This is a genomic window from Bifidobacterium sp. M3-N-101, from assembly GCF_023656805.1.
In the GTDB taxonomy this organism is placed as follows: domain Bacteria; phylum Actinomycetota; class Actinomycetes; order Actinomycetales; family Bifidobacteriaceae; genus Bifidobacterium; species Bifidobacterium breve.
Map to the genome: position 1 here is coordinate 195,458 of NZ_JAMOKQ010000004.1, position 12,215 is coordinate 207,672.

The 12,215-nt window shown below is 58.7% G+C and carries 10 protein-coding genes; 6 read left to right on the forward strand and 4 right to left on the reverse strand.

Features of this window, described 5'->3' with window-relative positions; all coding sequences use genetic code 11:
• Nucleotides 1-7 precede the first annotated feature (7 nt).
• The gene (locus tag NBH12_RS04535; protein WP_065453837.1) at nt 8-3,100 is read left to right on the forward strand and encodes a glycosyltransferase family 2 protein; all 3,093 of its coding nucleotides are present in this window, start codon (nt 8-10) and stop codon (nt 3,098-3,100) included.
• Complete coding sequence (locus tag NBH12_RS04540) at nt 3,097-4,638, forward strand: DUF5719 family protein (protein WP_025301152.1); 1,542 nt, start codon at nt 3,097-3,099, stop codon at nt 4,636-4,638. Before NBH12_RS04535 ends, NBH12_RS04540 begins: the two co-directional genes overlap by 4 nt.
• Before the next feature lie 21 nt (nt 4,639-4,659).
• On the opposite strand, the gene NBH12_RS04545 is transcribed toward NBH12_RS04540, so the two are convergent.
• Nucleotides 4,660-5,022, reverse strand: a complete 363-nt coding sequence (locus NBH12_RS04545) for a metallopeptidase family protein (RefSeq protein ID WP_250819223.1) — start codon at nt 5,020-5,022, stop codon at nt 4,660-4,662.
• A gap of 151 nt (nt 5,023-5,173) precedes the next feature.
• On the opposite strand from NBH12_RS04545, the gene NBH12_RS04550 reads away from it, so the two are divergent.
• Entirely contained in the window at nt 5,174-5,977 is an 804-nt protein-coding gene (locus tag NBH12_RS04550; protein WP_250819215.1) for an HAD-IIB family hydrolase, read from the forward strand.
• A 71-nt stretch (nt 5,978-6,048) separates the two neighbouring features.
• The gene (locus NBH12_RS04555; protein ID WP_021649560.1) at nt 6,049-6,723 is read left to right on the forward strand and encodes a ComF family protein; all 675 of its coding nucleotides are present in this window, start codon (nt 6,049-6,051) and stop codon (nt 6,721-6,723) included.
• Nucleotides 6,724-6,780: 57 nt separating this feature from the next.
• On the opposite strand, the gene NBH12_RS04560 is transcribed toward NBH12_RS04555, so the two are convergent.
• Genes NBH12_RS04560 through glgB form a run of 3 tightly spaced genes read right to left on the reverse strand, consistent with a single transcriptional unit; the run spans nt 6,781 to nt 10,859 of the window.
• Entirely contained in the window at nt 6,781-7,854 is a 1,074-nt protein-coding gene (locus tag NBH12_RS04560; RefSeq protein ID WP_250819216.1) for a sensor histidine kinase, read from the reverse strand.
• Complete coding sequence (locus NBH12_RS04565) at nt 7,854-8,576, reverse strand: response regulator transcription factor (RefSeq protein WP_003831206.1); 723 nt, start codon at nt 8,574-8,576, stop codon at nt 7,854-7,856. Before NBH12_RS04565 ends, NBH12_RS04560 begins: the two co-directional genes overlap by 1 nt.
• A gap of 30 nt (nt 8,577-8,606) precedes the next feature.
• Nucleotides 8,607-10,859 (reverse strand): 1,4-alpha-glucan branching protein GlgB, encoded by a 2,253-nt coding sequence (gene glgB / locus NBH12_RS04570; RefSeq protein WP_250819217.1) that lies wholly within the window; start codon nt 10,857-10,859, stop codon nt 8,607-8,609.
• A gap of 177 nt (nt 10,860-11,036) precedes the next feature.
• Between glgB and NBH12_RS04575 the strand changes: the two genes are divergently transcribed.
• Together NBH12_RS04575 and ispF are read left to right on the forward strand one after the other, a co-directional pair.
• Nucleotides 11,037-11,630 carry a CarD family transcriptional regulator gene (locus NBH12_RS04575; RefSeq protein WP_003828909.1) on the forward strand — a complete coding sequence of 198 codons (594 nt, stop codon included), beginning with the start codon at nt 11,037-11,039 and terminating at the stop codon, nt 11,628-11,630.
• Nucleotides 11,627-12,142, forward strand: coding sequence for a 2-C-methyl-D-erythritol 2,4-cyclodiphosphate synthase (gene ispF, locus NBH12_RS04580; protein ID WP_502801747.1), 516 nt, complete (start codon nt 11,627-11,629; stop codon nt 12,140-12,142). The genes NBH12_RS04575 and ispF overlap by 4 nt, the downstream gene beginning before the upstream one ends.
• Nucleotides 12,143-12,215 lie beyond the last annotated feature (73 nt).

The window sequence follows — 12,215 nt, forward strand, 5'->3', positions numbered from 1 at the left end:
GGAGTTTATGAATCCGACAGCGAATAGCGATATCCATGAAGCTGTGGTCGATGCCATATCGGCAAGGCCATACACGCACCGGCAGGATGTGGATGCCGGCATAGTGGCGGTAGTCACCGTTGAAGCGGATATGCGTTTTCTCAATGCCACGCTTCGCTCGCTGCTCACGCAAAGCGTATTGCCGGGCGTTATCGTCATAGCCGATGCCACTGGGCTCACAACGCGATCGGTGCAAACTTCATTTGAGGTGATCCACTCACCTGCAGGTCCCGCAATGGAGGTGCCGCAGGCAAAGCAGGTGAGCGTGCAAGTGGTGCGTGCCAAGGGGGCGCGTTCATTTGGTGATGCCGTATCCAAGGCGCTCGCCGCCGCCGATCTTGATTCTTCCACGCGCGCGGTGTGGATGCTGCATGATGATTCCCGTCCTTCGGATAACTGGTGCCTGGAGCGATTGCTCGAGGCGTGGCGCAATGCTTCCGGAGCCGGCATCCTAGGATGCAAACAGTGCGATTGGGGAGGCACCCAATTGCATGATGTTGGTATGTACGCCGGCAATCATGCCGTGCACTCCCTCGTGGTCGACGGTGAGCCCGATCAAGAGCAATATGATGGTCGGCAGGATGTTTTCGCGGTTTCCCTTGCGGGAGCATTGGTTCCGTTATCGCAACTCAGACGACTGAAGGGCATTAATCATTGGTTCACTACCTACAGTGAATCGGTTGACTTCTGCCGCCGTGTCTGCTTAAGCGGCAGGCGCGTGGTTATTGTGCCGCAGGCGGAAATCTCGCATCGTCGCGCACGCTATGAGGGCATCCGTACCCGTGGCGGCGAACCGTTGAATGAGGAGAGTGCCATCAATCCGGCCATGACGGTGGCTCGTTCGCAGCAGCGGTATCTGTACACCGACATTGCACGCTCGGCATGGATAGTGGTATGGCTGTGGCGTTTATTGCGTAGTTTCGGCATGGCCATAGCGATGTTGTTCCGCAAAAAGCCATATGAGGCATGGGTGCAGCTGTGTCTGCCGTGGTTGGCGTTGACCTCCATCGCCGGTGCCATGCGATCGCGCAGTCTGGTGACTCGGCAATCCAAAGTGTCCATGTCCTCATTGCAGGTGCTGACTGCCGATCGCCAGCAAATCAAGCAATTCCATGACCGTCGTGACGCGTTCATGGCCCAGAAGGGGCTGGTATTGCTGAGCCCTCTGGAACGTGCCCATCTCAGGATTCGTCTGATGCGCCGCTGGGCGGAGGCCTTGGGATTGGCCGTGGTGTGCTTTGTAGCGGTGATGCTGCTGTATTGGCCGGTGTTCCGTTCGCTGTTCTCTGACGGATCATTGTATTCCAATGCGTTGTTGCCCACGGGCGCAAGTTTCGAGCAATTGGTGCAGTCCACCACTACGCCGTGGGTGTTTGGATCCGGCGTTGGCCTTCCCGCACCCCCCACGCCGTGGCTGTTGGTATTGATGGTCGCGTCCATCGTCACTGCTGGTCATGTTCCTGCCGCCTTGGGACTGATCTTGTTTGCCGCTGCGCCGTTGAGCGCCTTGTCATTCTGGGCACTGGCGGGTATCTTTACGCGTTCGGATGTCGTCCGTGTGCTGGGCGGATTGCTATGGGCCTCAACCGGCATGATGTTTGGCTGGTATGCACAGGCGAATCTTCCCATGCTCACCGTTCTGGTGTTTTTGCCTGCCGCTTTTGCATTCGTGTTCCGTGCAGTGGGCATGTACCACACCGAGGATCCGTTGAGGCCTCACCCGTCCGTACAAGCCGCGGCCATCTCCGCGTTGTGCTTTGTTCCCGTGGTGGCCGCTGAGCCGCAACTGCTGCTGGCGTTGATTGTGGTATTCCTTATTTTCCTGCTGTTCGTGCAGCGCAAGCGCGCCGCATTATTGCTGATTCCCGTGCCTGCAGCTTTTGCCGTGGCCCCCACCATTCTCAACTCCATCCGATACGCAGACGAAGGATTTTGGCGTCAGCTGTTCGGCGATATCATGTTGCCTTCCTCGGCGCAGAACGGATCGCCGGCCTCATTGAGCCTGCTTGAATCGGCTCAACGGGCGTTGGGCTGGAATCCTTTGTCCGGACAGGCCGTCGATATTGCAATGGCTGTGGTCTTCATAGCGATTACCATCCTGGCGGTTGCCTCGTTGGTGTTGCCTTTTGCACTGAGAACATCACGACTGATGTGGGTGGTCATCGTCTGCGGCGGTGTGCTGGCCATGTCTTCAAGCCGTATTGCCATCTCAGTCGATGCTGATGGCGTGGTGGCGGGTTCCGCCCAGCCCGGCATGCTGATGATGATCATGGGTTTCCTGGCCTGTGTCTGTCTGGTGGCCGGCGGTGCCGTCAAGCGGTTCCGTCCGCTGCATTCTTCGTCCGGCGAGCAGACCACGGAGACCCGTCTTCACCCGTTGATTGTCTTCGGTCGTGCCGTTCTTGCGGTGTTGCTGGCTGTCTGCATCGGTATTCAATGTTGGTATGGACTGGTGCGCCATCAAGATGAGGGACTTAATGTTTCCGGTTCCGGCCTGCCCATGGTGGTCACCGATTACCTGGAGTCCGGAGCGGACCATCGTGTGCTGGCGGTTAGCGCTCAGACACGCAATACGGTCAATTACACGGTGATGCGCACCTCCAGAGGCGATTTGATCGATAGTTCGCCGGTGGAACGGGTGCGTTTGCTCGATGGCAAGCATGATGACGTCGATCAGGTGCTGGCCAAGGCGTGCGCGACTTTGCTGTCCAATCCGGACGAGCAGGCGATTGCCGATATCAGCGCTCTTGGTTTTGGTGGCATCTATGTGGTCGCCGATACGCAATCCGATGCCGATACAGTGCCTTACGAACAGTTGAGCACCAATATCGCCGCTTCGGACGGCACGCAGTCGCTGGTCTCCACCGATGCCGGCAGCTATTACCGACTCACGCTGCAGAACGCCGATGCCCAGAACGTTGACACCTCTTGGCAGCAGCGTACACAGCAGAGCGCCTGGCGATATGCATGGCTGATTTGCCTATCGGTGATTCTGGTGCTGTATTGCCTTGTCGCAGTGCCGCGCAGACGGTTGCTTGCCGGATTGGAGGTGGAAGCATGAGCAAGGAGATAGTTTCCAAGTCTAGGCGTGTGACCAGCGTGGTGATCGGTGTGATCACCATGATTGTGCTGATTGCGTTGCTGGCCGTTTTGGTGGTGCTTCCTGGATCCAAGCAGTGGGTGGATGCGGTGGCGGCCACCGACGACGCCATCGACCAGACCGTCAGTCCCACGCAGACTGAGGCCTATTGTCCTGCCCCTATGGGGTTGGCCGATACTGGCAGCTACGGGGATAGCGCCTTCCAAGCGACAACCGGTAACCTCAGCACACAAGCGCGTTATGCCGCTTTTGACTCCGTATACAGCGCCACGGTATCCGCGTTCGGTGATGATTCCGCTGACAACATCACCTTGAAGGATGCCGATCCGACCGATAACGACGCCGTCAAAACAGGTGCCCAGTCAATCGACAACGGGTCTCGCCTTCTCGATACACGCATGCTGCAGGCTGCTGAAGGCACAGGCACTGTCGGCTCCATTGCCTCCTGGGCGGATGACGGTGACCTCAAAGGTGTATCCGCATCATCATGTGAGACCACGGCCTTAAGCCAATCATTCCTGCTGTCCGGTACGGCGACCGGCACCACGCAGCAGCTGATTATCGCCAATCCCTCCACCAAGCCCACTACCGTGGAGATAAAGATTTGGGGATCGAAGCAGTCAGGCGAGATGGCATTGTCCACGCAATCCTCATTGGCCATTCCCGCCAGCGGCGAGAATGCACTGGACTTGGCAGCTGCCGCACCGAATCAGCAGGGGCTGTACGTCACCGTATCCAGCAAGGAGACTCCGATCGCGGCTGTTGTCCGCACGGTGTCCATGAATGGACTGACGTCAAAAGGCTCGGATTTCGCGCTGCCGCTTCATGATGCGTCCAATGCCTCAGTGGCCACGTCGATCGCGAAGGGCGATGCGGTGGATGCCTACCTGTATGCCGCTTCCGCGACGGGTGTCACGTTGTCGTGGATCACCGAGCATGGTCTGGTACAGGCAAAGGATGCAACATTGCAGGCCAATCGGGTGACCGTCGTCGATTTGGGTGAGGCTCCCGAAGATGCATTGGGCGTGATGTCCACTGCCGAAGACGATGTGGCTTTCAGTGTGAAGGCGTCCCAGTCCGGTGATGACGATCAGGCTGATTTCGCCCTGATCAATGCCGCGGCTCCGGCTTCGTTTACTGGTCTTGCCATTCCTGATGATGTGGATGCCACGGTATCGTTGGCGAACTCGTCCAATCAGTCACGTAAGGCCACGTTGCACGCCTATGACGCCGACGGCAAGGCTACCGCCTCCAAGGAAGTGGAGATTGACGCCAATGCCGCTATGACGATAGATATCAAGGATCTATCGAAAGACAATGACCAAGCAGTGTTGCTGATGCTTGAGGATCAGTCTCAGCAGATTGGCTGGGGCGTGCGCTTGACCCACGCCAACCTTGGCGATGACAAAGTCGCCGGTCTGGCATCGCTGGGTGCCACGCCGCTGATGCCTGCCACCACCCATGTCTGGGCGCGCAGCAATCCCTCGATCGTCCACTAGGCGAGTGGACCCCGGGTTTATTTACAGTCCAAAGTCAGGGTCGATTTCCTCGGGTCTGCGGCCGTAGAGTTCCGCCATTCGGGAAACCAGCTCGTCACGAATCGCCAGTTGCAGTTCGATTTTGGTGGGTGCCTGCGTCTGTAACGGCATGCGGTACAGCACGATGCGTGCCGGAATGCCATGCCCTGCGGGGAAGCATTGCGAGGTCATATTCAGCTCGACCTGCCACGGCACCGGATCCGACGGCGGCACATCTTCCACAGCGAATTGTAATGGGCGCACCAGTTCGGGCCAGGCATCGCCGAGGCGACGCACCTGAGCGGCCACCATATCGTCGAACATGCCGGTACGTGTGCGGTAGCGGGGCAGTCGGGTGCCGAACATCGGGGTGCGCGTACCCCTGCCGTGACGATTGCGGTACACGCGAGCATTCCAAGGTGGCTGAAGCATGGTTCCACCATAGGCCAAGGCGACGGCAACATGCGCTAGGATTGGTTCATCGAATCGAATCTCATCAGCAAGGAGGACACGGCGAATGGTGGTACGTTCGTGGGCCGAACTTGATTTGGATGACATATGCGCGCATGCGCGAGTATTCGGCTTTGATCTGGACAACACGCTGGCCAGTTCCAAACAACCTATGGAACCCGCGATGATCGCACGATTCAGCGCGTTGACCGCGCACGCGACCGTGGCTCTGATTTCCGGAGGCGGCATGGACGTCGTCACCTCACAGGTGCTGGATGTATTGGGCCCGGATACCGATCGCAGCCATCTGCATGTCATGCCTACGTCAGGCTCCCGCTACTATCGATGGGATGGGGAGCGCTGGACGCTGGTCTACGCACATGATTTGGACAACCGCACCGTTGCTGCCATCACCTCCAGTCTGGAACGGCGCGCCAAGGAACTGGGCATGTGGGAAGAACATGTCTGGGGAAGCCGGATTGAAAATCGCGGCAGCCAGATCACCTTCTCGGCGCTTGGCCAGTATGCGCCCGTTGCCGCCAAGCAGTCATGGGATCCGGACAATATCAAGAAACGAGCGCTTGTTGAAGCGGTGAAAGCGGATTTGCCAGATTTGAGGGTGCGCTCCGGCGGATATTCCAGCGTGGATGTCAGCAAGCATGGCATCGACAAGGCCTATGCGGTGCGTCGTCTTGCTGAGATACTTGATGTGCCGGTTGGCAGCATCGTATTCGTAGGAGATCGCATGACTCCTGACGGCAACGATTATCCAGCCGTCGCAGCCGGTGCCGTGGGCATGAAGGTCGAGAACCCCCAGGATGCGTTGGGCCTGATGGATGCATTGCTGCAACGTGTGGGAGCATCGGCCTAAACGGTCGGGAGGCCTGCCTGGGCGAAAGGGGATGCGTGTTGAGCTGGGATCGCCGTGATTCGTTGCTGGGCATGATGCGTGACGCGTTGTTTCCTCGTGGCTGTGCCGGGTGTGACAGACCGGATGAGGTACTGTGCGGCGACTGTCGTTCCCTATTCGCCAACTGGCGCAACCGGGAACTGGTATCAGGTCAAGAAACTCAGGGTGCTGTGCACACATGGTCCGCGTCAACATATCAGGGAGTCGTCAGGCATGCGATTCTTGCATGGAAAGACCATGATGATACCGAGCTCGATACGATATTCGGCGAGGTAATGGCCTCATTACTGGAACACAGCGCCATTCACCGCTCCTGCCGTCGGCAGACCGCCGTGCTCGTGGTTCCGGTACCTTCATCGCCGGCTTCGATGCGGCGCAGAGGGAGACGGCATATCGATCCGTTATCCAAGGCCGTGGCAAACGCATTATGCGATTACGGCTTCGATGCGAAACCATATCGGGTATTGGCCAGTATTGCTTCGGGCGGCCGATCGGTGCAGCAGGCGTCATCGGCTCAACGCGCCCAACGCATCGGTGGACGAATCGCACTTGTCTCTGATGCCGTGATGCAAGGCCAACAGGTGGTACTGGTCGATGACATCATCACCACCGGCTCAACGTTGCGCCAATGCGCGCAAACCTGCAGACAGGCCGGCGCCGAGGTCATAGGGGCAATGACGCTTACCGAAGCCAAAAGGGTGGTATAACAACAAAGAATCCTCGCCGGATCGACGCGGATTCATTTGCGGCCGTGCGGCCCTAGATCACTCATTGGCAATGTGATATTTGGGCAGGGTGATCTCAAAATCGGCGCCACGGGCGTCATCCACGACCCTTACGCTGCCACCGTGCAATTGGGCGGCCCATCGTGCGATGGACAGGCCCAGGCCGGTGCCCCCGGATTCAGTACCCGGTCCCGTCTTGCCTTTGACGAAGCGACGGAAAATATCGGAACGATCGGAAGGCGCAATCTGTGAGCCGAAATTGACCACATTGGTCACAATGGTGCCGTTGTCTTTGTCTTCATGCGTTTCGACCAGCACCGTGGTGTTATCGGGGGAGTGCTTGAGCGCGTTGGCGATGATGTTGGTGAACAGCTGACGGAGACGATCCTGATCGCCTTCCATCGTGATGTCATCGCTCACACGCATCTGAATATCATGAGCATGCCCGCCATCGGCGATTTCCAACGGTTCAACGGTTTCGTCCAGGAATTCGGCGACGTTGAACTGCTCGATGTTCAGACTGGCGGCTCCAGCTTCCATACGGCTCAGATCCAGCAGGAAGGCAATAAGATCGCTCAGGCGCTGCGTCTGGGTAAGAATGCCCTCAAGATTGGCTGGCGTGGGTTCAGTGACCCCATCAGCCATGTTCTCGACCATCGCCTGCAATGCAGACACCGGCGTGCGCAGTTCGTGGCTAACGTTGGCAATCATGTCCAGACGCATTTTGTCGGCATGCTCTAGCTCTTCGGCCATTTCGTTGAAGGAGCGTGCAAGCTGGCCCACTTCATCATGACGTTCCTGATCGATGTTCACACGCACGGTGTAATCGCCCTCGGCCATGGCTTCAGCCACGTCACGCATCTGGCGCAGAGGTGCGGTGATACCTCGAGAAAAGAAATAGGTAATGCCCAGCGCCACTACCAGAGTCAGTGGCATGGCAATCCAACCGGACCATCCGAACTTCAGGAGAAACCAGCACATCGCGAAGGCGATGGCGGTGGCGCAAACGATAAGCGCACTGAGCTCCAGCTTGAGCGAAGAGAACAAATCAACCGGCTTGACACGCTTGGTAGCGTTGTCGAGCCGGGATTTCGTTGATTGCGGAGATGCCATTACTCGGTCGGCGGTTCGAAGGCGTAGCCCACACCATGCACGGTGCGAATCATATCGGCGCCAAGCTTATGGCGCAGGGCCTTGACGTGGCTATCGACGGTGCGGGTGCCAGAGGCATCCACCCAGTCCCACACCTCTTCAAGCAGCTTCTCACGAGTGAGCACCGACTTCGGACGACGTGCCAGCGTGGCCAGCAAATCGAATTCGGTCGGGGTCAGGTGCACCTGCTCACCGTTGACGGTGACGATGCGCTGGGCCGGATCGATGACCATGGAACCGAAATCAAGAATCTTCTCGTTCTCGGAATTCTTGGCGATGACCTTGGCGCGTTCCACGCGGCGCAGCAGCGCCTTGCAGCGGGCGATGAGCTCACGCATGGAGAACGGCTTAGTCATGTAATCGTCAGCACCGGCACCCAGGCCAATGACCTTGTCGGTTTCATCGTCACGGGCGGTGAGGATCAGTACAGGAACCGGGCGCTCGGCAACGATACGCTTAGTGGCTTCAAGACCATCCATAACCGGCAGCATGATATCCATGATGACCAGATCGGGCTTGAGCTGCAAGGCGGCCTGAACGGCGGAAGCGCCATCTCCAGCCACACGAGCGGTCCATCCTTCAGCAGTGATGCGCTGGGCGATGGCAGTGGCGAGCGTCGGCTCGTCCTCCACTACCAACACCGTGCGCGGAGCCGTGTTCTGACGCGCTGTGGAATTCAGCATGAATAGTTACCTTTCAGCCTGTTGGCTAATTCAGTTCTCTGGCTTCAAGAATACAACTGCGAGAGCTGGAACGGTGATTTTAGCCGAGAAAGGCCTTGAATGGTATTCTCCGGCGTCCGCCTCGAACGTGCCGTTATGGATGTCGGAACCGCCATACTTGGCATCATCGGTGGTGAACACTTCGGTCCATTTGCCGCCGGTGGGCAGTGCCACCTGGTAGTCGGACCATGCCTCGCCGGAGAAGTTGACCACCACGGCCAGCGTCTCGCCCTTGGTTCCGATGCGCAGGAAGCTCAGCGTGTTGTGATCGGCATCGTCGCTGGTGAGCCACTGGAAACCGGCCGGATCGAAGTCCTGGCTCCACAGTGCCGGATTCGCCTTGTAGAAGGCGTTGAGGTCGGCCACCATGGTCTGCACCTGGCGATGATCCTGCCAGTTCAGGCAATCCCAGTCGATGGAGGCATCGTGATCCCACTCGCCCCACTGTGCCAGCTCGTTGCCCATAAAGGAGAGCTTCTTGCCCGGGTGAGCCCACTGGTAGGCGAACAGTTCACGCACGCCGGCCATCTTCTGCCAACCGTTGCCCGGCATCTTGCCATATACGGATCCCTTGCCGTACACGACCTCGTCGTGGCTGATGGGCAGCACATAGTTCTCGGAGTAGGCATACACCATCGAGAAGGTGATTTCATTGTGATGCCACTTGCGGTTGATGGGCTCCTCATGCAGATATTCAAGGGTGTCATGCATCCAGCCCATGTTCCACTTGAGGCCGAAGCCGATGCCGCCGGCGGAAGTGGGGGCGGTGATGCCCGGCCATGCGGTGGATTCCTCGGCGATCATCATCACGCCGGGGTTGTTCTTGTAAGCGGTGGCGGTGGCCTCCTTGAGGAAGTCGATGGCCTCCAGGTTCTCGCGGCCTCCGTAGATGTTCGGGCGCCACTGACCGGGTTCGCGGCTATAGTCGAGGTAGAGCATGGAGCTGACGGCATCCACGCGCAGTGCGTCGACGTGCAGGTCCTCAAGCCAGAACAGGGCGTTGGCCACCAGGAAGTTGCGCACCTCGCGGCGTCCGAAGTTGAACACATAGGTGCCCCAATCGGGGTGTTCGCCGCGCAACGGGTCTGGATCCTCGTACAGCGGGGTGCCATCGAAACGGCCGAGTGCAAAGGCATCCTTCGGGAAGTGAGCGGGCACCCAGTCCATGATCACGCCGATGCCGGCCTGATGGAACTTGTCGACCAGGTAACGGAAATCGTCGGGGGAGCCGAGGCGTGAATCCACCGCGTAGTAACCGGTGACCTGATAGCCCCAGGATCCGGAGAACGGGTGCTGGGCCAACGGCATGAACTCGACGTGGGTGTAGCCCTCCTGCTTGACGTAGTCCACCAATTCCGTGGCTAGGTCGCGGTAGCTCAGGCCCTTCTTCCAACTGCCGGCATGCACCTCGTAGATGGAGACCGGGCCGTTGTGCGGGTTGGTGGTGCGGCGGTGCTGCATCCAGGCGTCGTCGGCCCACTCGTAGGAGGATTCGGTGATGATGGATGCGGTGTTCGGCGGGATTTCGTGCTGACGCTCCATCGGGTCGGCCTTCATCTCCCACACGTAGTTGGCATTGAGGATTTGGAACTTGTAGTTCTCGCCTGCGCCAAGACCGGGAATGAAGATTTCCCACACGCCGGAGGAACCGAGCTCGCGCATGGCGTGGCGGCGGCCGTCCCAGGCGTTGAAGTTGCCGACCACGCGCACGGCGTGGGCGTTTGGTGCCCATACGGAGAATGCGGTGCCCACCACTTGTTCGCCGGGCGTGCCATCGGCACCGCCCATCGGGTCGTCATAGCGCAACACGTGTGCGCCGAGGGCTTCCCAGAGCTTTTCGTGGCGACCTTCGCCGAACAGGTAGGTGTCCATTTCGCCAAGTGTGGGCATGTAGCGGTAGGGGTCATCCTCGATGAGCACGTCGCCGCTTTCCCATTCGGTTTTCACGCGGTAATCGGGAATGGTGGGCTGCTTCTTGGTCCCCGCGGCGGGAACGGTGGTCACGAATACGCCGTTGTATTCGTGTGTCATCGGATATTCGCCGTCCTGGGTGAGGATGGTCACGGATTTGGCAAGCGGACGCAGCACACGGATTGTGGCGGTATCGGCATGCTTGCCAATGCCGAGATGCCCGCCGAGAACTCCGTGGGGGTTGTAGAATTCAGCATTGCACACCGCGTCGAGGTCACTTTGGGCAACAGGCACGGTGACGGTATCTTCTTTGATCTTCGTTTCATTAGCCATGCCCCAAAGTCTACGTGCGTTGGTGTCGGAAACGCTACATTGGCGCGTCGAAAATGGCGAATTTATGCCGCTTAGAGTGTTGTCGCCTGATTGTGAGCGCTCTCATTGTCCCAGTCCAGACCATATGGCACAATTATTCGAGTTTTTGTGAGTAATCCGTCAGTTCTCGGAGGATACATGTCTTATCAAGTCGGCGATATGGTCGTCTACCCACGTCATGGTGCAGCAAAAGTGGAGGCCATCACCGAGCGGACGGTTAAGGGCGTGACGCGCGAATATCTGCAGTTGTCCGTACTTTCCTCCGACGGTCTGGTCATCAATGTGCCGGTGGAAAACGCCAAGAAAGTCGGTGTGCGTGACATCGTCTCCGGTTCCGAGGTAGCCAAGGTGTTCGAGATTCTGCGAACCCCGATCATCGAAAAGGAAATGAACTGGTCCCGCCGTTACAAGCTGAATGTCGAAAAGATCGCCACCGGTGATGTCAATAAAATCGCCGAAGTGGTGCGCGATCTCGCGCAGCGCGACGTGGACGAACACGGCTTGTCCGCAGGCGAGAAGCGCATGCTGACCAAGGCCCGCGCCATCCTGACCTCCGAGATCGCGCTGTCCGAGAAGATCGATGAGACGGAAGCACAGCGTCTGCTTGACGTGAACCTCGGCTACGCACCTGCCCAGGTGGGTGATGACCAGCATCACGCTGCTGAGCCTGAAGAAGCGGCCGCAGACACGCTGGCGCGCGTCGAAGCCGAAAAGAAGTCCAAGAAGAAGTGATCCTGCGCGTCGGCCAGGGCTTTGATGCCCATCGGTTTGCCGCTTCCGGTTCCGGACGTGAATTATGGTTGGCCGGACTGTATTGGCCGGTCCCAGAGAACGCTGCACCGGCTGAGGCTGCCCGATATGAGGGCATCGAAGGTGATTCCGATGGTGATGTGGCCGCTCACGCCTTGATTGATGCGTTGCTCGCCGCTGCCGGTCTGGGCGATATTGGTTCACTGTTCGGCGTGGGCTCCCATGCGCATGGTGCCGGTATGCACGGCTCGGATATGCTTCGTGAAACTGTTGCCCATCTTGCGGATAGTGGCTATCGGCCCGTCTCCGCGTCCGTGGCCATCGTCGGCAATCGCCCGAAAATCGGTACCCGCCGCGCCGAGGCGGAAGCCGCGTTATCCGCGGCCGCCGATTGCCCGGTATCGGTCACCGCCACCACCACCGACCATATGGGTTTTACCGGTCGAGGCGAAGGCATAGCCGCCATCGCCAGTGCTTTGGTGGAGCGTCGCTGATGACGAAGTCATAAGAGAGGAGCCCCTTTCCCATGCGGAAAGGGGCTCCTCTCGTTGAGAGTGGTGCGGAGTG